This is a genomic window from Cupriavidus sp. SW-Y-13 (assembly GCF_009793345.1).
GTDB lineage: Bacteria > Pseudomonadota > Gammaproteobacteria > Burkholderiales > Burkholderiaceae > Cupriavidus.
In genome coordinates, this window is sequence record NZ_WHLX01000002.1 from 507,350 (window position 1) to 528,697 (window position 21,348).

Consider the following 21,348-nt stretch of genomic DNA (forward strand, 5'->3'; position numbering starts at 1 on the left):
ATCAACTCATGACGGCTTGTCGTCTTCCTTGCGCGGGCGCGTCTGGCCCGGCATGGCATTGAACACACACCGATGACCGGCACCGCCCAGTTCCGAAGCCAGCGCGGACAGCGCCATGGTCACGAGCAACAACATCCGGCGCATCGACATGTTGGCCTCTTTACTTCTTGTCCACGTCGAGCACGGCCTGCGCAAACGCGGTGGGCGCTTCCTGTGGCAGGTTGTGGCCGATGCCGCCAGTGATTTCGCGGAACTCGTAGCGGCCCGTGAACTTGCTGGCGTAGGCGCTGGGCTTCGGATGCGGGGCGCCGTTGGCATCGCCTTCCATCGTGATGGTCGGAATGCTGATGTTCGGTGCCTTGGCGAGTCGGTCTTCCAGCGCGTTGAAGCGTGCCTCGCCCTTCGCCAAGCCCATGCGCCAGCGATAGTTGTGGATCGTGATGGCCACCTGGTCGGGGTTATCCAGCGCGGCGGCGCTACGGTCGAACGTGGCGTTGTCGAATTCCCACTTCGGCGAGGCCAGCTTCCAGATCAGCTTGGCAAAGTCGTGCGTGTACTTCTTGTAGCCGATCTCGCCGCGCTCGGTGGCGAAGTAGAACTGGTACCACCACTGCAGTTCGGCTTCCGGCGGCAGGGGTTGCGCGCCGGCTGCCTGGCTGCCGATCAGGTAACCGCTGACCGAGACCAGGCCACGGCAACGATCCGGCCAGATGGCGGCCATGATGTCGGCGGTACGCGCGCCCCAGTCGAAGCCGGCCACCACGGCGGTCTGGATCTTGAGGGCGTCCATCAGGTCGATCATGTCGGCGGCAATGGCAGCCTGTTCGCCGTTGCGCGGCGTCTTGGCCGACAGGAAGCGCGTGCTGCCATAGCCGCGCAGGTAGGGGATGATCACGCGGTAGCCGCGTTCGGCCAGCAGTGGTGCCACGTCAACGAAGGCGTGGATGTCGTACGGCCAGCCGTGCAGCAGCAGCGCCACCGGGCCATTTGCCGGGCCAACTTCAGCGTAGCCTACGTCGAGCACGCCGGCCCGGACCTGCTTGATCGTCTCGAAGCGGGTGTGCGTGCCGGGCTGCGTAGCCGGCAGCGCAGGTGCCTTGACGATGCCGGAATCCGCATGGGCGGCTTCGGACAGACCCAGTTGGGCGGCGGCCAGCGTGGCCGCTGCCGTACCGAAGAAACCGCGACGAGACAAGCTGAAGTTTTCCGACATGTTTCTCTCCTGTGTGTGTGTGGTAACAACCTGGAGAGAAGTCTAGGAACCCGGCGCACGTGCCATGTGTCTGCCGACCACGGCTTTTGTATCGGCGTGTATATGGCCGGGCAGGGGCGTACTCGGTGATACAAAAAGGTCTACAGCACCACAAAGACAAACCACAGCACAACCGGGGCAATCACCGTCACCGCCGCGCCGTAGATCAGCAGTTTCCGGAAGAACGCCTGCCGATCCACGTTCTGCGCGTTGGCCAGCACCAGCGCGCCATTGGTGGAGAACGGGCTGACATCGACGATGGTCGAGGCCACGGCCATCGCCGCGATAAAGCCGATGGCGCTGACATCGGAACCCTGCTGCAGGAACGGCACGGCCAGCGGAATCAGTGACCCCAGCACTGCCGTAGAAGACGCAAAGGCCGAAACGACTGCACCGACAAAGCACAGCAGCAAGGCGGCCACGAGCGGGGAGGTGAGGTTTGCCACGCTATGGCCCACGAAATCGATCGTACCCATCTTGTCCATCACGCCCACGTAGGTGCTGACGCCAACGATCAGCATGATCTCGGGCCACGACACCTGGCCCAGCGCCCGCTTCTGCTGCTCCGGCGCCATCAGCGTCAGCAGCACGGCGATGGTCAGCGAGACAAAGCCGATATCGAGCTTGAGCCAGAGCGTGAGCACTGCCAGGGCGACCAGGCCGAACACGGTGAGGTATTGATAGAGACCGGCAGGCGCGTCGGCATCCTGCCCACCGGCGCCGCCGAGCAGGGCATCGCTGTCGCGGTCCATGGTCTTGCGCTCTTCCATTCCCGCTTCGGCCTCGGCATCGCCGTAGATCTGTGCGCCTTGTGCGGGGATGGTTCGTGCCGCAAACGGCGCACCGATGGTCAGCACATCGCCAACGGGCGAGGTGGCAGTGGCCACTGCCGGCGCGGACTTGCGCATCAACCGCAGGCCGCCGAAGGCCACGAACAGACCTGCAGCCACGGCCAGGTTGACGCCGAAGCTGGCGAACGCCGTGGCCATCTCGTTGAGCGGCAACCCCGCTTTTTGCACGATTTTGTTGGTAATGCCGCCATAGATGCTGATCGGGGAGAAGCCGCCGCCCTGCGCGCCGTGGATCACCATCAGGCCCATCATTAGCGGATTGATGCCGTAGCGCGCCGCGAATCCGAGTGCGATGGGCGCAATGATTGCCACGGCGGCGGGGCTTACCGCGCCCACGGCAGTCAGCGTTGCCGCGATCAGGAACATGATCCATGGAATGGCCGCGATGCGTCCGCCCACCGCGCGCACGGCCAGCCTGACCAGCCAGTCGATGGTGCCGTTGTTCTGCGCGACGGCAAACAGGTAGGTGATGCCCACCAGGGTCAGGAACAGGTCGGCGGGAAAGCCGAGGAGAATTGCTTTCGCCGGCATGGCGGCCACCCAGGAACCGACGATAAAGGCGCCGACGAACGCCAGTGCGCCCATGTTGACCGGTAGCACCGTGGCAATCACGAACATCAGTCCGAGCACAGTGATGGATATCAGGTGTTGCGACATGGCGAACTCCATCGCAGGCGTGCACGCGATGCGCGCCTGACGGAAACAGCAAAGGAAAGGCTGGCGGCACGTGGCCGCCGCGCGGGCAGGGCGCTGCTAGTGCAGCGGCGGGCGCAGGCGGGAAGGAACAGGCATGTTGTCTCCGGTGTGGCGATGCCTCGGGCGGGCATCGATGAATTCGTTGTAGGGAGACAATAGGGTGCCGCGGACGCGGCATCAATTAAGGACCGTCCGCGATCCTTACGGAAAGCGGAACGGTACGGCCAGCCATCGGCAATGACCGGCCGGATGAGGCGATCAGTGCGATTGCCCTGCGGCGTCGAGAATCAGGTTCGCCACTTCCTGCGGATGCGAAATCAGCGACACATGGCTGGATGGCAGTTCGATGGTGCGCGCCGACATCCGCTTGGCCATGAAACGCTCCAGATCGGGATTGATCGTGCGGTCTTCGGTCGACACGGCGTACCACGTGGGCTTGTCACGCCACGCGGCCACCGTGGTCTTGGCCATGGTGATGGCGCGGCCCATGGGCTGCTGCACGGCATAGTACGCAAGCGCCTCCTTCGGCGGCAGGTCACCTGCGAAGTCGCTGACGAACGCCTGCTCGGAGAGCTTGCCGTAGTTGTCGAACCATTGCAGGCCAGCGGAGGCCGGCGCGGCGGGGAACTTGCGGGTCAGCGCGGGGTAGTCCTCGCCAGCATCGGGCGCACGCGCCGCGATATAGACGAGGCCCGAGACCTTCGGATCATCGCCGGCCTGCGTGATGACCATGCCGGCATAGGAGTGGCCAACGAGTACTGTCGGGCCGTTCTGCTGGGCGATGGCACGCTTGACGGCGTCCACGTCGGCATCGAGCGAGGTGGTCGGGTTCTGCACCGAGGTGACGTGCAACCCGTGCGCCTGCAGCAGCGGAATCACTTTCTCCCAGCTGGAGCCATCGGCATACAGGCCGTGGACGAGCACCACGTTCTTCACGGGCGTGGGATGGGCGGGGGGCTGCGCGGCATGGACAAGGCCGGCGACGGAAACGGCGGCGAGGGCGGCGATGGTGGTGATCGCGGAACGGATGGAGCGGGAGAATGGCATGGGACTTCCTTCTGGATACACGGGATAACAAGACTTTGGAAAGTAGCGAACAACGTGTGTTGCTGGCCCGAAGTATGTGCACCCGCCAGAGCGGCAATTCCTCGATTTCGAGAGTCCTTTTTTCTTCGCACGATGGCCGTATCGGGTGTGCGGCAAGGGTCTTCTGGCGTGTTAACGGCACGCCATTTGTGCGACGCAGAAAGCGGGGCTGTCGTTGAATCACTGCTGGTTTCTCCCCTCTCCCGCGTGCAGGAGAGGGGAGAAAACCGAAAGGAAAAAAGCTACTCCGCCTGCCCCTTCAAACTGCCCAACGCCGCTACCCCCTGCCACGCGCCGCTATCGATCGCATCCACGATCAACTGCAGTATCGCCGCCTCTACTGTCTTGCAGGCCAGGCTCAGCCGTGCAGCACCCGCCACGCAGAGAAACACGCGACGCGAGAGCGTGGAATCGGAAATCGGTACGCACACGAATGCGCCGGGTGCCTCGTTGGCCAGTGCGCTCCACGGCAAGATCGTCCAGCCCATGCCGGCGTTGACGGCAGAGAGCAGGACGGAGACGGCACTGGTCTCGGCGACGAGATGCAGTTCGAGGTTGGCGGCCACGAATGCGCGGTCGGTCAGCACGCGCACGGAGTTGGGAAAGCTGGGCAGCAGCAATGGCAGCGCGGCTACCTCGGCCAGCGTGAGCGGCTGGTTGCCGTGACCGCTGGCGGCGGGGCCCACCGCCATGAGGTCTTCATCGAGCAAGGGAATCAGGTGCATGTTGGGACGCTGCTGCGCGTCCATGGCGATGCAGAGATCGAGCTTCTGCGCGGTGACGAGCTCGGCCAGGTCGGCGCTGCTGCCTTCGACGATTTCCACGGTGACATCGGGCACGTTGGCCGTCACCAGTTGCAGCAACGGCACGGCCAGCACGCGCGAGGTGCTCGTCGGCAGCCCCACGCGCACGTGGCCAGAGGGCACATCGCGTCCGTGGCGCACGGCGGCGTGCGCTTCTTCCATCTGGCGCAACACCATCTTGGCGTGGCGATACAGGATCTGTCCGGTCTCGGTGGGCCGTGCACCGAAGGGGCCGCGCACCAGCAGCTTGGCGTCGAGTTCCGCTTCGAGGTTGACGACGTGCTGGCTTAACGAGGGCTGCGCGATATGCAGCGCATCGGCTGCAGCGGTAATGCTTTCGAGTTCGACGATGCGCGCGAAATAGCGAAGCTGCCGGAAATCCATGGCGGGGCCTGACGGTTGGGAGATGCCCGACTCTAGCACCTTGCGTGCAGGCCGGGCACTCGCACGGCTATCGCGCCGCAGCAGGATCCGCGACAGGAACCTCGATCATGCAGCCGCGCTCGCCGCCCAGCGTCAACGTCAGTTGTGGTGGTCGGCCATGCGGCACCTGCGGAAAATGACCGCGATCCGCACCGGCGATGGATACACGCAGGCGACTTCCTTCGGCCAAGGTCCACGCGATCGGCAGCAGCGCAAACGTCAGCGGCACGGCGCACCCCGGCGTCAGCCGCTCGGCATCGGCCTTGCGGTGCGCACGATAGGGCCACGTGGTGCGGTACTCGGCGGGGCAGGGCTCTTCCTTGCGATGCGAGGCGCGCAGCATGCCTTCGGTGATATAGCGCACCGTGCCGCTCGCTTCGACCTCCGAGAGATAGACGAACACTGCGGCGTCGGGCTGGGACGATGCCACATCGAGATGCGCGATCACGTGCCCGGCAATGGCCATCGGCGCGGAGAGTGGCGCGGAATCGAAGTGCGGCAGCGCGGCTTCGTGCTGGTGCCAGTCCGCGTAGTAGTCCTCGATATTGGCCGCACCCAGCCGCTCGTAGCGCGTCTGGCGGCCGGTGGTCCAGTCGAAGCTCACCTGCGTGGAAAGCGCGGTGGTTTCTGCCTGTGCGCGAGTCGAGAGCACAGCCTCGTCGTTCAGGTAGAGTCGCGTGTTGCCCGGAGCGGGTGGCCACGCATCGGCCGGTTTCCACTGGTTGTCGTGGATGCTGTGGTAGTGCACGCGTGCCTCGCGATCGAGGCCGGTGGGAAGGTCCAGCAGATGATGATCGAAGAAGCGCAGCACCTCGGCCAGCAGCGGGAATTCGGACGAAGGCTGCGCACGCCACGGCGATACGTTCGTGCGCGCGCCGTGATCCCATGGACCCAGCAGCAGGCGGCTGTCGTGCGACGGCAGCGACAGGAACCGCGTGATCGCGCCATTGGCGTAGCCGCCGCCGTCATACCAGCCCGAGATCGAATAGACCGCGACGTCGGACGCGATGCCATCGAGATAGCGATACGGGCTGCAGCTACCGGAATCAAGCGAGGGATCGTGGAAGGCCGCCCCGTCGCGATACGCGAACTCGGGTGCCAGATCCGCCAGCGTGAAGTTGTTGCGATGCTCGGCGACCGCAGCCTGCACCAGCGCGCCATCGGTGTCTTCATCCACGCGCTCGGGGCCAGCAAAGCGCGGGTCGTTGAAGTACGGAAAGCCAGCTACGAGGTCGCGGCGGTCCTGATCCAGCGCGAGCATCAGTTCGTCGTACGCCTCCACCCATACCTTCGACAGCATGCCGCCCGGATAGAGCTGTTCACTGTAGATGTCCGACACCGAGAACAGTGGGGCGATGGCCTTGACGGCGGGGTGTCCCGTGCTCGCAAGGAAACACGCGGCGGCACCCAGGTACGAGATACCCGTCGAGCCGATCCTGCCGCTCGACCACGGCTGGTTGGCAATCCATTCGGCCACTTCGTAGTAGTCGTCGCGCTCGGTGGGGGAGCGCAACGCATCGCGCGTGCCAAAGCTCGCGCCCGTGCCGCGCACATCCACCACGACCACGGCATAGCCTTTTGGTACGAAGGCATCGCGATACTTGGCCGCATTGGGGCTGGGCTCGGCACCGGCGCCCGTTAGACGGAATCGACGGTAATACGGCGTGAAGATGACCACGGCCGGTACGCGCTCGGGCACGACGGAACCGGCCATCGACTGCGGCAGATAGATGTCGGCAGCGAGGCGGCAGCCATCGCGCATCGGCAGGTATTGCGAGAACGGCTGTGCGGGGACGGCGAAGCGGGACGGGCGGCTGGCAAGATAGGCGGACGGCGGCGTCAGCCAGGCGTTGCCACGGGTATCGAGGTCGGACATCGTTTTTTAGGGGGGCAAGAAGTGCGCAGAGGGAACGCTGCCATGGTAAGGAGCCACCCGTTGCCTGCGGAAAGACGAAATTCCGATCTGGCCATAGGTGTGCCCTATGACCCGTGCGCTGCGGCGCGCAACCGCGCGGGCGCGTGCACGGTCAACGCGCACGCCAGCGATGATGTTGCATTGCAATAGTGCTTCCTGCCCCATGTTTGCGCGCAAACCTCGCGCATGCACTGGGGCATAGCCCTTGCCTATGTTGGCATCGGCAAACCGTATTGGTGAATCGCCGCGCAGATCCATACCATCGACATGAAATTTTCATGGACTGCTGTTGTTGCTTCGATTGGAGATTGTTGATGTACCGACGTTTGATGGCTTCCGCTTTCACCCTGCTGGCCGTGTTGAGTCATGGCGCCGCCCACGCGGACGAATCCTTTCCCAACCGGCCGATCCGCATGATCGTGCCGCAGTCCGCCGGCTCTGGCGGCGACGTGGTGGCCCGCCTGCTCGGCGAACGGCTGTCGCAGGACCTCGGCCAGTCGATCGTGGTCGACAACCGCCCCGGTGCCAACGGCATCGTTGCCATGAGCACGGTGGCCAAGGCGCAGCCCGATGGCTACACCGTCCTGCTGACCGGCGTGTCGCAGCTCAGTTTCAACCCGCACCTGTACGCCACGCTGCCGTACGATCCGCAGAAGGACTACACCTTCATCTCGCCCGTGGTCGATACGCCATTCGTACTGCTGGCCAGCAAGGCCAGCGGCATCACGTCTGTGCAGAGCTTCATCGACAAGGCCAAGACCAAGCCTGGTGGCCTCTCCTTCAGCAGTGCCGGTGTGGGCAACTCCACTCACCTGGCGATGGAAGTCGTGGCTGACAAGCTCGGCTTGAAGATGACGCACGTGGCCTACAAGGGTTCGGGTCCGGCGCTCACTGGCGTGGTGGCGGGCGAAGTGGACGCCATGGTCAGCGTGCTGGGTGCGGCATTGCCGCAGGTGACGGGCGGCACCGTGGTGCCGGTCATGATCATCGGCCAGAACCGTGTGAAGGAATTGCCGAACGTGCCGACTGTGAAGGAAGCGGGGATCGATGTGCCGCTGATGCCGAGCTGGTACGCGCTGGTGGGGCCGGCAGGGCTGGATGCGAAGACCGTTGCGAAGCTCAATGCGGCGGTGCAGGCCGCGCTGGCCGATCCGCAGGTCAAGGCCAAGCTGTCGGCACTGTATCTCTATCCGGTGGTGGGCAGCCCCGCGCAAATCAAGCAGCGCGCGGCCTCGGAATCGAAGGTCTGGGGTGATTTCATTCGCAAGCGCGGGATTCAGAGTTCGTGAGATAGCCGCGACAGCTTTCTCCCCTCTCCCGCAGGGCGGGAGAGGGGAGCGAAATGGCGGCGGAAGAGGGGAGAAAAGATGAGCGTGAGAGGGGAGAACACTCACGCATCACCGCCTCAAAATCCGCACCGGCCAGCGGTGTCGCCAGCAAGAACCCCTGCACCTCGTCGCAGCCCACATCCTGGATCTTGCGCAATTGCGTGGGCGTCTCCACCCCTTCGGCCACCACATCCATCTGCAGCGCGTGCGATAGCGTGACGATGGCCTGCAGCAATGCGCGGCCTTCCACCTCGTGGACATCGAGCTCGCCCGTGAAGAAGCGGTCGATCTTGAGTTGCTTCACGCGGAAGCGCTGCAGGTGGGCCAGGCTGGAATAGCCGGTGCCGAAGCCGTCGATGGCCATGTCGTAGCCCCGCTCGCGGAACTGCGCCACGATCTGCGCGGTCTTGTCGGCATCGTGCATGGCGACGCTCTCGGTGACCTCGAACATGAAGCGGGACGGGGACACAGCGGCAGCGGTCACGATGGCATCGATGCGCTCCACAAGATCCGTGACAGCGAACTGCACCGCCGACAGATTGATGGCGATCTGCGTGGCTGGCAGCCGGGCATCATCCCAGCGGCGAATCCATCGGCATACCTCGGCCACCACCCATTCGCCAATCTGCACGATCTGCCCGGAGCGTTCGGCCACGCCGATGAACTCGGGCGTCGGCACCTCGCCATAGAGCGGATGCCGCCAGCGGATCAGCGCCTCGGCACCGGTCAGGTTGCGGTTCTGCGTCTTGAACTTGGGCTGGAAGGCCAGGTACAGGCTGCCATCGTCCACGCCGTGCGGCAGGTCGCGCTGCAGCACCATCGCCCGGTCGGCCTTCAGGCTCATCTCGGGCGTGAACACACGGTACGCGTTCCGTCCGGCGGATTTGGCGGCATACATCGCGATGTCCGCGTTTTGCAGCAGTTCGTCGGCGGTGGTGCCGTCTTTCGGATAGAAGGCGATGCCGAGGCTGGCAGCGGTGCGAAGACGCGCGTTATTGGCCAGCCCTTCCTTGCACAGTGTGCGCAGCAGTCGCGACGCCACGTCAGCCGCCTTGCCTTCTTCGCCGATTGCGCCGAGCACCACCACGAATTCATCGCCGCCCACGCGGGCCACCAGTCCATCGGTGCCGGTGGCGTCGACGAGGCGCGTGGCGCAGTCCTGCAGCAGCGAGTCGCCCACGGCATGGCCGAGTGCATCGTTGATGCCCTTGAACCCGTCCAGATCGAGAAACAGTACGGCGAACGGCGCGTTGGTGCGCGATGCCTCGGTAATGGTTGTTTCGATATGGCGCAGCAGCGACACCCGGTTCGGCAGGTTGGTCAGTGCATCGTGCGTGCCGAGATGATCGAGGCGGCCCCGGGCTTCGCGCAGGGAACTGACCAGCGCGCTGTTATGCCAGCCGAGAAAGAACAGTGTGCCAGCCAGCACGAGGAACGAGGCGACGGACACCAGCGCGGCGAGCCAGTCGGCGCCAATGGCGTTCACGGTCAGGCAGACAGCGCCGGGCGCGAAGCTGGCGGCGGCCATGCCGGTGTAATGCATGCCGGCAATGGCCAGGCCCATGACCAGCGCGCCAGCAAAGCGCTTCACGACGACATAGTCGTCGCCCGCATTGCGCAGCCGGAACGCGATCAGCAGGGCCGCCATCGACGCCGCGATGGCCAGCAGCACCGAGAGCGCGACGATGGGCATCGAATACTGGATACCCGGCGCCATCTTCATGGCGGCCATGCCGCAATAATGCATCGACGCAATGCCGAGGCCCATCAGCGTGCCGGCCAGCACAAGCCGCTTCGGCGTCAGCGAGCCGCGCGTGACGGTGGCCAGCGCCAGATAGGCGCTGGCGCTGGCCAGCAGGACGGAAAGGGCGGTCAGCAGCGCGTCGAACCCGATGGCGATGGGCAGCGACAACGCCATCATGCCGATGAAGTGCATCGACCAGATACCGATGCCGAGCGCCACGCAGCCGCCAGCCAGCCAGCGTTGCCGGCGTCCGCGTTCGGCGTCTGAAGGAATCCGTGCGGCAAGCTCCAGCGCGGTGTACGCGGCCAGGGTTGCCACCATGACGGAAAGGAGCACAAATAGGGGGTGATAGCTGCCGCTCATGCGTCGTCTGCCGTCTGGAAATTCGGACAATGCGCCCGTCCTGAAACCGCCGCGCGGTGCGTCTCCATGAGAAAGCCACCCACGTGACGAGGGGTCCCGCCCAGTATGTGCGGCCACCGGAACCCGGTGAATAACCCGGTTTGGTTAATTTCCGGTTTCTAAGGGTTTCCCTGGGATGCGCTGCGCATTGTCCTGCGGAAGCACGTCAAACGGACGTTTTGCCGTGCGCGGAACCCGAACCAAAAATTCCGAATCCCCGCATTCGTCGATTTGGGGGATCTGTCAATTGGCCGAAAACGTCACCCCGTACGCTGCCGTCCTGTCAGACCGACGATGCCACGCGCCAGTTGGCACGCGCACTACAACAGCGACAGGGAATCCCGACAATGAGCAGAAAGCACCAAGGCCGCGCCGCACGCGTGGCCGCTGGCCTGGCCCTCACCACCGTACTCGCCGCCTGCGGCGGCGGCGGCGGCAGCAACGGCGCCACCACCAGCCCCGCAGCAGACACCCCCGGCACGTCCACGGCACGCAAGGTGCTGCTGATCGGCGTGGACGGTGCTACCTATGCCCAGGTGCAGGCCGCCATGGCGCGCAAGACCATGCCCAACCTGGCACGTCTGGCCGTCATGCCATCCCACACCGGCGGCACGCCGGCCACGTTGACGGCCCAGCCGCCGCTGCCATCGGCAAGCTGGGCGACGGTGCTCACAGGTAGCTGGGCCAACCGCCATGGGATTGCGGATGATGGCGACCTCGCTGCAACCGTCGATGCGCAGGGCAACACGGGTCCGAATGTCCCGACACTCTTCGAGCGTATGCGTATGGCTGACGGCGCACGCAAGCTCGGCGCAGCCACCACGTCGCCGCTGCTTCCTGCATTGCTTGCCAAGGCACGCACGGGCAGTGCGCTCGATACCGCCATCGATTGCGCGGGCGTGGATCGCTGCGTGGCCGAACAGGGACTGACGATGGTGCGCGCCGGCTACGATCTTGTGCTCGCGCAGTTCGGCGCCCCGGCGTTGGCCGCTGCGGCCGACGGTTATCAGGCGGGCAGCTACACCGCAGCGCTTTCCGCATTCGATCAATCGCTCGGCCAGTTGCTCGATGCGGTGGATGCACGCAAGCAGGCCAACGCCGGGGAAGACTGGCTCGTGGTGGTCACCACGCCGTATGGGCTGGACCGCACCGGTGTGCCCACCGCCGTGCCCACCTTGCAGAACCGCACGGCCTTCATTGCGTTGAACCAGCCGGTCGATATCAGCAACAATCGCGTTGCCGCACCGGTGCCCGATAGCGATCAGGTATTGGCCGATACGCCTGCCGAGGCGGACATCCTGCCGACTGCGCTGTCCTTTGCACGCATTGACGTGGCCGCGTCCGCGCGAAATTTCGATGGCATCGCGCTCCAGACACCGCGCGGTACACGCGATATCGGCATCGCGGCCGGGGATTACAACGCTTCGCTCGTGCTGTCGTGGACCAACCCCGCCACGGCGGCCGACAGCATTGTCGTGCTGCGCGACGGCGTGCAGGTGGCCACGCTGGCAGGAAATGCGACGAGCTTCACCGATAGCAACTTCGACCTGCCCACCGGCCTGCATCGCTTCAACTACACGCTGCTGCGCAACGGCATCGCCACCTCGTATCTTGCGCAGTTGAACTACACGCGCCCCATGCTGCTGGCCGATACGCTGCGCAATCAGCTCGCCATCTACTACTCGCTCGATGCGAAGCCGCCGGTGGATGTGAAGAATGGCTCCACGCTGACCGCGGCTGTTGCGGGTATCGACGGGGGCAGCCTGGTGACCGACAACTTCAAGACCAACGCATTGCGTGTGGATTCGCGCACGGGCAGCTATCGCTTCACACCTGCCGCTGCGGATTTTGCGCTGTCGCCCCAGTTCACCCTGGGCTTCTGGTTCCGCACCGACTGCACGCAGGGCAACAGCATCGGCGAGCCGGTCATGTCGAACAAGAACTATGCATCGGGTGGCAATGCGGGGATCGCCATCGGACTGTTCGGCAGTTGCGAACTGCGCTTCAACATCGGCAGTGGCAGCGGCAAGCGCGATGACATCAACGGCCTGAAAGTCAGCGCCAATCAGTGGGTCTATGTGGCACTCGTGGTGGACTCGGTGGCCAGGCGTTTCAGCGGCTACATCATCGATCCGCTGCGCGGCATGCAGAAGGTGGATAACAAGGCGATTGCCAATACCGATGTCACCAAGCTCAACGGGCTGGGCGTGGGCTGGGCGCTGAACAACGACGCCACGTTCAACTACGTGGCAAACAACGCCGGGGCGTTGAACGGTGCGATGGACTTCAACGACGTAGCCGTCTGGACCCGCGCGTTGACCGCCGACGAGTTGCTGAGCATCGACGGATCGCACAAGCCGCTGTCTTCACTGAACCCCTGATCCCCTGATTACCTGCGGCCCCTTGCGTTCTCCGCATGGGGCGCTGCCTCACGGAACTGCCGAACATGAACCTCACTCGTCCTTCGATCGACGCGCGCACCATCTTGCGCCGCATGCTGACCGGCGCGCTGTGCGCCGCCGCCATTGCCACGCTGGCCGCCTGCGGTGGCGACGGTGGCAGCGATAGCGGTAGCGGCGGCACCACCGCCACGCCGGCTTCCGAACTGCGCCCCATCGACGCGCCGGCCCAGAACACGCCGACCACCCGTTGCGCTCCCTGAACAACTCCGAGAATCCAAGAATCATGACAACAAGCAGCAGACGTCAATTCCTGAAGCTGGCCGGCACGGGTGCCGCAGCCGCCGGCCTTACCGCACTTCCGCCGTCCATCCGCCGCGCGCTTGCCATTCCCGCGAACAACGCCACCGGATCGATTCGCGATGTGCAGCACGTCATCATCCTGATGCAGGAAAACCGCTCGTTCGATAACTACTTCGGCACCTTCAAGGGGGTGCGCGGTTTCGGCGACCGGTTCCCGATTCCCACGGCGGGTGGCCGTAACGTCTGGCAGCAGCAATACACGGTGGGCAGCCCCGCGCGCGACATCTATCCGTATCACCTCGACAGCACCGCGGGCAACGCACAACGTGTCAGCGGCACGCCGCACACGTATCCCGATGCACAGGCGGCATGGGACCTGGGTCGCATCGCCAAGTGGCCGGATTCCAAGAACACGCAGTCGATGGGCTACTTCAAGCAGGCCGAGGTGGACTTCCAGTTCGCACTGGCCAACGCGTTCACGCTGTGCGATGCGTACCACTGCGCGTTCCACGGCGGCACCAACCCCAACCGCGTGTTCCACTGGACCGGCACCAACGATCCGCTCGCCACGGGTGGCGGCCCGGTGATCGACAACAGTCAGGACACCATCGGCGCATCCACCAGCGGCTATCGCTGGACCACGTATGCAGAGCGCCTGCAAGCCGCAGGCGTGACGTGGAAGGTGTACCAGAACATGCCGGACAATTTCAGCGATAACCCGCTGGCCGGCTTCGTCAAGTTCCGCCAGGCCAACGAAGCCCGCGGCAATGCATCGAGCGGCAGCCCGTATCCGGCCTGGACACCGGCTGACGATGCAGTCACGCCGCTGCTACGCGGCATCGCCAACACCATGCCCGATAGCGGCTTCATGCAGAGCCTGCGCGACGATATCGCGGCCGGCACGCTGCCACAGGTATCGTGGATCGTGGCACCGGCCACGTACTCGGAACATCCGGGGCCGTCGAGCCCGGTGCAGGGCGCGTGGTACACGCAGCAACTGCTCGACATCCTGACCAGCAATCCCGATGTCTGGAGCAAGACCGTCCTGCTGATCAACTTCGACGAGAACGACGGCTACTTCGATCACGCGCCGCCGCCGTGCGCACCGGCCAGCAAGACCGATCCGCTGACGGGTGGCTCCACCATCGACAAGATGGATGCCGAGTACCACACCGATGGCAAACCATATGGTCCCGGCCCGCGCGTGCCGATGTATGTGGTGTCGCCTTGGAGCCGGGGTGGATGGGTGAACTCGCAGGTGTTCGATCACACGTCCGTGCTGCGCTTCCTGGAGCAGCGCTTTGGCGTGCTGGAACCGAATATCAGCGACTATCGGCGCGCGGTCTGCGGCGACCTGACCTCCGCGTTCAACTTCGTCAATCCAAACAACGAAGTGTTGCCCACGCTGCCGAGCCGCACGAAGACGTCGGCCGATGCGGTACGCGCCGCGCAGCAGGCGCTGGCACAGGTGCCGCTGCCTTCCGCCGCCGCGCAGCAGAGCAACGCGGCGCGCCAGGAACCGGGTTCGCGACCGTCGCGTGCCTTGCCGTATGAGTTGCATGTCAGCGCGCGCGAGAACGCCAACGCCGCCAACCAGATCGCACCGAACCAGCTCACGCTGATTCTTCGCAACACGGGACGCGCTGCGGCGGTGTTCCACGTCTACGACCGTCTGCATCTGGATCGCGTGCCGCGTCGTTATGCGGTGGAGGCGGGCAAGGAACTCTTCGGCGTGTGGGACACGCTGGCCGATGGCGGCTAGTACGACCTGTGGGTGCTGGGGCCGAACGGTTTCCACCGCAGCTTTGTTGGCGATACCTCGGCATCGTCCGGCGCAGGTCGTGCCTCGCCGGAAGTGCGGGTCTGCTACGACCCCCCGCTCGGTACGGTGCGCCTGACGATGATGAACCTGGGCACGGCCACCTGCCAGTTCAGCATCAAGGCCAACGCCTATCGGAACGGAGAAACGCTGACGTTCGATATTCCCGCCGGCATGCAACTGGACCAGAGTTGGCCGGTTGGACGGCAGGGCAACTGGTACGACTTCACTGCGAGCGTGCCGCAGGGCGGCTTCCAGCGGCGCTTTGCAGGCCGGATGGAAACGGGCGCCGATGGCGTGTCTGATCCGGCGATTGCCAAGTCGGTGATTGATGCGACCGTGATCGAGTAAAGCGCGAAGGAAGTTGAGCGACTGGTAGTTTTCCCCTCTCCCTCCGGGAGAGGGGCAGGGGAGAGGGCAAGCGGTTCAAATCCCGAGGCGCTCGGCAAGCAGACCCTCCGGCCCTCTCCCCCGACCCCTCTCCCGCCTTGCGGGAGAGGGGAGCAAACAAGAGGAGAGTTGATGCTAACTCGCATCCGCCAGCAAATGCCCATCCACCTCCACCAGCCGATCCAGCCGAATACTTTCGCCGGAATCCAGCAGCAGGAATTCTTCTTTCTTCAGATTGACGATGTCCGCGATCCTCGCGGTGCATTGCTGAATATCACCGTTGGCGTCGCGATAGCGGATCACTGCCTGTTTGCGCAGCGTGGCCACGTCTTCCAGACGGTCATGGAATTCGCAACTGATCGGGGTGTAGTCCATGGCGAAGCTCCGGTTACTCGCGCGCTTCCACGGCGCGCAGCAGGTTGTTTCGCAAGGCCACGACCGACGCTTGCAGTTCGGCGAAGGCTTTGTCGTCGAGTCCGGTTGCGCCGCCGAGTCCTGTTTCCGACTGTCGTTCGCGCAGCTCGCGGCCGTTCGCGGTCAGCCGTATACGGACGAGCCGTTCGTCGGCCGGATCGCGGCGGCGTTCGACGTAGCCCATGGCTTCGAGTTTCTTGAGCAGTGGCGTTAGCGTGTTCGACTCCAGGAACAGTTTCTGTCCGAGGTTGCCGACGGTCTGGTCGTCTTCCTCCCAGAGCGCAACGATGGTGATGTATTGCGGATAGGTCAGCCCCAATTGTTCGAGGATGGGCTTGTAGGCTTTGCCAAAGGCAAGGTTCGCGGAATAGACCGCGAAGCAGAGAAAGTCTGACAGCCGCGCGGGCTTGGCCTTGGGTACGGACGGTTGCTTGCTGCTGTCAGTCATGATGTATCCCGTTGAGAGTCGGATGCGAGTGTATCGCATCCGACTGATTGGGGTTGATTACGCGGTCACTACGTTGATGGCCACGTCGATGTTGCCGCGGACAGCCTTCGAGTACGGGCAGATGGCATCGGCGGCGTGCGCCAGCTCCGTGGCCTGTTCGTGGGCGATGCCAGGCAGCGTCACGTTAAGGCGAGCCTGGAGAAAATACTCGGCGCCGCTCTGGCCGAGATCCACTTCGATATCGACGGCCAGGCCATCGGGCAATGCAATCTTGCGCTGCTGCGCGGCGAGGCCGATGGCAGCGATATAACAGGCCGACCACGCACCGGCAAAGAGTTGCTCGGCCGTGGGATGCGACTCGATGGATGTGAAGACGTGTTCCGGCGCGGCGTCGCGGCCGGGGGAGAGCTGGATATCGAGCTTGCCATGTGCGCGGCGCACGTTGCCTGCGGCCGGAGTGGTGTGGGTCTTGCCGGTGAAGAGGACTTTTTCGATCTTGCTCATGATGTCTGGCCTACAAAGTATTTCGGGTGGAGTTCCATCGCAAGCGACACAATCGCATACGATGGAAATTATCTTGGTGCATGGCAAAGCCAATGTCAAGGAGGAATTTGCACCGGGCGGCGGACGGCCGGGGCAGGCGCCGCGTCGCTCACGCGAGCGTTAAGCAAAGTTAATCCTCTGCCGCTTCGAGTTCTCTAATAATGCGTTTTTGGCAGACCCAAAGCGGTGGATGCATCGCAGTAACTTCAAAATTAACCCATTTTTCGGTACAAATGAGAATGAGTCTCATATAGAATTGCGACCGAGCTGGTACAGATTGCATCCAATCCAGCCACAAACACCGGGTCGAAGTCGTTGGTCAGCAGGAAAAGGGGGAATCTGTCATGCGCGTTCTGATTGTGGAAGACGATTCGCGAGTGAGTCATTGGCTCAGTGCCAAACTTCAACAGAACGGGCACGACTGCCGCCTGACGAATACTGGCGAGCAGGCGCTGGAATTGATCGGCAGCGAAGCCTTCGACGCCGTGCTGCTGGACCGCATGCTGCCCGGCATCGACGGTATCAGCGTGCTGAACGCGCTGGCCGACTATCCGCATCCGCCGGTGATGGTGCTCTCCGCCGTGGACCAGCCGAGCGACCGTGTAGAAGGGCTGCGCGCTGGCGCTGGTGACTATCTCGGCAAGCCATTCGATTTCACCGAACTGCTGCTGCGGCTGGAAGGCATGGTCAAGTGGCGCGCCACACCGAACGATCCTGACTGGATCACGCGACTGGAAGACCTCAGCATCGACTGGCGCGAGCGGCGCGTGACGCGTGGCGGCCAGTTGATCGACCTCACCGAGAAGGAGTTCGCGCTGCTGCAGGTGCTGGCCACCAATGTTGGCCGCACGGTGACCCGCGCGATGCTGCTCGAAAAAGTCTGGGGATATCAGTTCGATCCGCAAACCAATCTGATAGACGTCCATGTCTCCAAGCTGCGCAGCAAGATCGACCGGAATTTCCCCCGGTCGTTGCTGCGTACGGTGCGCGCGGTCGGTTATGTCCTGGGCTGAGCGCGTTGCCCACCTGCTGGAAACGAGCACGTTCCGCCATGCGTCCATGGTGGCGTTCATCTTCCTGCTGGTGGCCGTTGGCACGGTGCTGCTGAGTGCGCATCAGATCGACGCGTTGCTGCACAGCCACGTGCGCGATATGGTCTTGGCCGACGTCCGCACGCAGGAGCGCAGTCATCATTTCTCCGATGCGCAAAGCATGGCCGTGGCTCTCGCGCGCGACGACAGCCGCGAGCGCGAGGGCAGCAAGTCATTGGTGGTGTCGCCTGCGGGCACGCTGCTGTTCGGAGACCCCCAGGTCAGGACCGCGCTGCAATGCGAGCCGCCCTGTGCCTTGCAATGGCGCAACGTGACCGTCAGCGATACCAGCGCGCGACTCGCGCAATTGTTCGGCGTGCAGGTGCCGCTGGCCGATGGCGGCGTGTTCTTCAGCGGCTACGACATCCTGCCGATGCGCGAACGCCTGCGCGTGATTCCACTGGTGGCGGGCGCTGGCCTGTTCGCCGTGCTGCTGTCGAGCCTTGCGATCGGACTCTATACCAGCGTCCGCAGCATGCGGCGTGTGGACCGCATCCGCAGTGCACTGCGCCGCTATGTGACGGGCGAGCGTGATGCCGTAGTGCCGTGCGGACGCGATGGTGACGAGTTCGACCTGTTGGGTCAGGACATCAATCACGTGTTGCACCGCGTAAATCGGCTGATGGAAGAGGTCAAGAGCGTGAGCAGCCATCTTGCGCACGAACTGCGTACACCGCTGACGCGCCTGCACAACCGGCTGGAAACGCTGACGGAGAAAGTCGATCCCCAGATGCGCGACGATGTGGTGGGCGCGCTGGAAGAAGCCGAACGCATCCAGCGCATGTTCCGTGCGGTCCTGCGGATCGGCGAGGTGGAAGCGGGCCGTTGCGAGCATGCGTTCGAATGGTTCGAAGCCCGCACGCTGCTCGAAGATCTTGCCGAATACTATGCGCCGCTGGTGGCGCTCTCGGACATGGAGTTGCGCATCGAGACCGAGCCGGGGCGCGAACTCTATGGTGACCGCGCGCTGCTATTCCAGGCGTTGTCGAACCTGCTTGAAAACGCCATCAAATACGCGAGAAAAGACGGGGCGGGGAAGGGCGAGACACTCGTGCTGCTGGCGCGGCGCCGTGGCGATGGCATCGCACTGGGCGTGGCCGATCATGGTCCGGGCATTCCGCCCGGGCTGCGCGGGCAGGCGGTGGAGCGGTTCCGGCGTCTGGGCGGGACCACGCAGTCGGGCAGCGGTCTCGGCCTGGCATTGGTCAATGCCATTGCGCGATTGCACGGTGCGCGCCTGTCGCTCGAAGAAAACGAGCCGCATGGGTTGCTGGCCGTGCTGCTGCTCGACCGCCGCCACTGGAATGCAAAGACCGGGCTGAAGGACGCGCTCACGACTTCGTAGCGCGCCCGCCGATCCTGCGATATCAGGCCGTCTCGAACATCTCGGCCAGCAACTGTCCGAATCGATCGTAAGCCGCATTCGCACCGGCGATCACCGCATCGTGCGCCTGTGCCGGCACGGCATCGCTATCGAGCGCGGCCACGAAATTGCGCCATGCTACGGCACGGCCTTCCGGATACGCAGCGAGGTTGCGTGCGCCGAACTCGGCTGACAGGCCCAGGCTTTCTTTCGCGGCCTTGAACAGGAAAGCGGCGCCGAGCGTGGAGCCTTCGGAAACATAGAGCCAGCCCAGTGCCTCGGGCATCGCCACGCCTGCGCTGGCGATGTCGCCCGTCGGCGCGTCCCACTCCAGATCCTTCAAGTCCGCCAGCGATGCCTCGGCGCGTCCACGTCCGTCGAGATCGGGCACCGCAGCGCGCACGGCGGCATCCGCAAACAGGTGCTCCACATCGCGCTGGAACAGATACTGCGCGGCAACAAAGCGCGCATAGCCTTCGCGGCTCGCAAACGGATCGGCGCTTTCCATCAGCGTGTGCATGCGCTCATGCTGTGCAGCGGTCTCTTGCTTGAGGCGGGAAGACAGCGTGGGCTGCGCGACTGGGTTCGTGGTCATCGGCGAGACACTCATAAATGATTCGAGAGGGTGAACAGCGGTCACTCTTTTTACGTGATCGCACTGCGCAAGGCACGTTAACCTTGCTTCATGTTGGATACGTACTTAATTCGCCTGCGACAGTGTGTGTGTCTGCGCGGGCAGGTCGCCCAGCAAGTGCTGGTACTGGTAGCGGAATGCCGTGCCGTCTGTGCCCAGCAGGCGCGGTAACGGCGTGATGAAGTTCTTGCGGATCTCCACGGTGATGCGCCAGACCGGCACGGTGCGCGTCGGCGCCGTCTTGGCCTTGCGCGCGTCGTTGCCATCCAATGCATCGAGCGATGTGAAACTCTCGACGGCAACAGTAGCGATATCGCTGTCACCCAGATAGCCATGCGAGGCGGCGGCCATGCGCTGGCGCACCATCCGCTCCATCTGTCCGGCTTCGATGGATTCCGCAGGGTCCTCGCGGAACTGCGCGATGGCATGCTCCAGTGCCGAACTGCCCATGTTGATGGCCAGGCCGATGTTGCCCAGCTCCATGAACATCATGGCGCCGGCGATGATGACAGGCAGCGCAAACGCTGCCTCGACGGCCAGTGCGCCACGGTTGCGGCTGGTGGGGGGAGTGCGATGACGCATAGCGAGGGAGATCAGCCGTGAAACAGCACGAACGCCGCGCCGGCAGCGATCGCGAAACCATAGGGGATGCCGGGCGTAGTGTGCGAACTGAGCGCCAGCGGCGTGGGTAGCGGCCGATGCAGCCATGTGCCGAGCCGTGACACCCGTGCGGCCAGGAATCGCTCGATCCTGCGCAGCAAAGGCAGGCCAAGCGCCAGCACACCGCCCGCCAGCGATGTGACCACGAGGAACGCGGATACCTCGTTGCCCATCCACAGGCACAGCACGGCCACCAGCTTCACATCGCCCGCGCCCGCCCAGTGCATGGCAAACAGGCCGTAACCGACTATCAGCACGATGGCAGCGGCAAGGACGCCGCGTGCAATGCCGGGCCATGACAATGCTTCCGATCCTTGCAGGCCGAGCCACGCAAGCTGCATCAGCCACAGCACGAGCAACCCCAGCACCAGACGATTGGCAATGCGTCGGTAAAGCAGGTCGGAGAAGCCGACCCAGAGCAGCACAGGCGGCAACACCCACCCGGCGAACGCCAGCGACCCCGTCATCAGCGCACGTGAACGCCACACCGGGCGTACGGAAATTGCGGAAAACGGGGCGACATGAGCGAACTCCGAACGAAACTCGAATGAATAGCGGACCCGGCCGAGACATATCGGCCAAGTCCGTATTGAGAATCAATGTTGTTCGTGAGGCAAGTTACGGATCATTAAGAATTTTTGTGGTTTGAAGCTGGCGGGGGCGCATAGCAGCGGGCGAGGGCTTGTTTGCTCCCCTCTCCCGCAACGCGGGAGAGGGGCCGGGGGAGAGGGCCAGCGGTGCAATCACCAACAGGTCGCAATTTGAACTGCATGCCCTCACCCCC

General features: G+C 64.1%; 18 protein-coding genes and 1 pseudogene. 6 read left to right on the plus strand and 13 right to left on the minus strand.

The window, feature by feature from the left end; genetic code table 11:
- Window positions 1–6: 6 nt before the first annotated feature.
- The 6 genes from GA566_RS18095 to GA566_RS18120 all read right to left on the minus strand — a co-directional run bounded on the left by GA566_RS18095 (window position 7) and on the right by GA566_RS18120 (window position 6,987).
- Window positions 7–150 carry a MarR family transcriptional regulator gene (locus tag GA566_RS18095; RefSeq protein WP_237380461.1) on the minus strand — a complete coding sequence of 48 codons (144 nt, stop codon included), beginning with the start codon at window positions 148–150 and terminating at the stop codon, window positions 7–9.
- A gap of 10 nt (window positions 151–160) precedes the next feature.
- Window positions 161–1,213: an alpha/beta fold hydrolase gene (locus tag GA566_RS18100; protein WP_137928514.1), complete on the minus strand. Its 1,053-nt coding sequence runs from the start codon at window positions 1,211–1,213 to the stop codon at window positions 161–163.
- Window positions 1,214–1,353: 140 nt separating this feature from the next.
- Window positions 1,354–2,760: an SLC13 family permease gene (locus tag GA566_RS18105; RefSeq protein WP_160473589.1), complete on the minus strand. Its 1,407-nt coding sequence runs from the start codon at window positions 2,758–2,760 to the stop codon at window positions 1,354–1,356.
- A gap of 297 nt (window positions 2,761–3,057) precedes the next feature.
- Window positions 3,058–3,846 (minus strand): alpha/beta hydrolase, encoded by a 789-nt coding sequence (locus tag GA566_RS18110; RefSeq protein ID WP_160473590.1) that lies wholly within the window; start codon window positions 3,844–3,846, stop codon window positions 3,058–3,060.
- 281 nt (window positions 3,847–4,127) lie between these two features.
- Window positions 4,128–5,072 (minus strand): LysR substrate-binding domain-containing protein, encoded by a 945-nt coding sequence (locus tag GA566_RS18115; RefSeq protein ID WP_137928511.1) that lies wholly within the window; start codon window positions 5,070–5,072, stop codon window positions 4,128–4,130.
- Between the two features lie 67 nt (window positions 5,073–5,139).
- Window positions 5,140–6,987, minus strand: a complete 1,848-nt coding sequence (locus tag GA566_RS18120; RefSeq protein WP_160473591.1) for a CocE/NonD family hydrolase — start codon at window positions 6,985–6,987, stop codon at window positions 5,140–5,142.
- Window positions 6,988–7,340: 353 nt separating this feature from the next.
- Here GA566_RS18120 and GA566_RS18125 point away from each other — a divergent pair, with 353 nt between their 5' ends.
- On the plus strand, window positions 7,341–8,315 hold the full coding sequence (locus GA566_RS18125) for a tripartite tricarboxylate transporter substrate binding protein (protein ID WP_237380463.1): 975 nt from the start codon (window positions 7,341–7,343) through the stop codon (window positions 8,313–8,315).
- Here the strand turns inward: GA566_RS18125 and GA566_RS18130 are convergent.
- Window positions 8,284–10,461, minus strand: coding sequence for a bifunctional diguanylate cyclase/phosphodiesterase (locus GA566_RS18130; RefSeq protein ID WP_160473592.1), 2,178 nt, complete (start codon window positions 10,459–10,461; stop codon window positions 8,284–8,286). The genes GA566_RS18125 and GA566_RS18130 overlap by 32 nt on opposite strands.
- 386 nt (window positions 10,462–10,847) lie before the next feature.
- Here GA566_RS18130 and GA566_RS18135 point away from each other — a divergent pair, with 386 nt between their 5' ends.
- From GA566_RS18135 to GA566_RS18140, 3 genes and pseudogenes are all read left to right on the plus strand, one after another.
- The gene (locus tag GA566_RS18135; protein WP_160473593.1) at window positions 10,848–12,881 is read left to right on the plus strand and encodes a LamG-like jellyroll fold domain-containing protein; all 2,034 of its coding nucleotides are present in this window, start codon (window positions 10,848–10,850) and stop codon (window positions 12,879–12,881) included.
- 65 nt (window positions 12,882–12,946) lie between these two features.
- Window positions 12,947–13,162 (plus strand): hypothetical protein, encoded by a 216-nt coding sequence (locus GA566_RS32965; protein ID WP_137928373.1) that lies wholly within the window; start codon window positions 12,947–12,949, stop codon window positions 13,160–13,162.
- A 23-nt stretch (window positions 13,163–13,185) separates the two neighbouring features.
- Window positions 13,186–15,372, plus strand: a pseudogene (locus GA566_RS18140) (phosphocholine-specific phospholipase C).
- Between the two features lie 174 nt (window positions 15,373–15,546).
- Here GA566_RS18140 and GA566_RS18145 read toward each other — a convergent pair.
- The 3 genes from GA566_RS18145 to GA566_RS18155 are packed head-to-tail and all read right to left on the minus strand — an operon-like array spanning window position 15,547 to window position 16,777.
- Window positions 15,547–15,786 carry a hypothetical protein gene (locus tag GA566_RS18145; RefSeq protein WP_160473594.1) on the minus strand — a complete coding sequence of 80 codons (240 nt, stop codon included), beginning with the start codon at window positions 15,784–15,786 and terminating at the stop codon, window positions 15,547–15,549.
- Window positions 15,787–15,799: 13 nt separating this feature from the next.
- A complete protein-coding gene (locus tag GA566_RS18150) occupies window positions 15,800–16,273 on the minus strand; it encodes a MarR family winged helix-turn-helix transcriptional regulator (protein WP_160473595.1) in 474 nt (157 codons plus the stop codon).
- Window positions 16,274–16,330: 57 nt separating this feature from the next.
- Window positions 16,331–16,777 carry an Ohr family peroxiredoxin gene (locus GA566_RS18155; RefSeq protein ID WP_137928369.1) on the minus strand — a complete coding sequence of 149 codons (447 nt, stop codon included), beginning with the start codon at window positions 16,775–16,777 and terminating at the stop codon, window positions 16,331–16,333.
- A 383-nt stretch (window positions 16,778–17,160) separates the two neighbouring features.
- On the opposite strand from GA566_RS18155, the gene GA566_RS18160 reads away from it, so the two are divergent.
- Both GA566_RS18160 and GA566_RS18165 read left to right on the plus strand, forming a co-directional pair.
- Window positions 17,161–17,829 (plus strand): response regulator transcription factor, encoded by a 669-nt coding sequence (locus GA566_RS18160; RefSeq protein ID WP_137928368.1) that lies wholly within the window; start codon window positions 17,161–17,163, stop codon window positions 17,827–17,829.
- Window positions 17,816–19,252 (plus strand): HAMP domain-containing sensor histidine kinase, encoded by a 1,437-nt coding sequence (locus GA566_RS18165; protein WP_160473596.1) that lies wholly within the window; start codon window positions 17,816–17,818, stop codon window positions 19,250–19,252. The genes GA566_RS18160 and GA566_RS18165 overlap by 14 nt, the downstream gene beginning before the upstream one ends.
- Window positions 19,253–19,274: 22 nt before the next feature.
- Here the strand turns inward: GA566_RS18165 and GA566_RS18170 are convergent, their stop codons facing one another.
- The 3 genes from GA566_RS18170 to GA566_RS18180 form a co-directional block, all read right to left on the minus strand.
- A complete protein-coding gene (locus GA566_RS18170) occupies window positions 19,275–19,865 on the minus strand; it encodes a biliverdin-producing heme oxygenase (protein WP_137928366.1) in 591 nt (196 codons plus the stop codon).
- Window positions 19,866–19,970: 105 nt separating this feature from the next.
- Window positions 19,971–20,486, minus strand: a complete 516-nt coding sequence (locus GA566_RS18175; protein WP_160473597.1) for a hypothetical protein — start codon at window positions 20,484–20,486, stop codon at window positions 19,971–19,973.
- An 11-nt stretch (window positions 20,487–20,497) separates the two neighbouring features.
- Window positions 20,498–21,031 carry a prepilin peptidase gene (locus GA566_RS18180; protein WP_160473598.1) on the minus strand — a complete coding sequence of 178 codons (534 nt, stop codon included), beginning with the start codon at window positions 21,029–21,031 and terminating at the stop codon, window positions 20,498–20,500.
- Window positions 21,032–21,348: the final 317 nt, after the last annotated feature.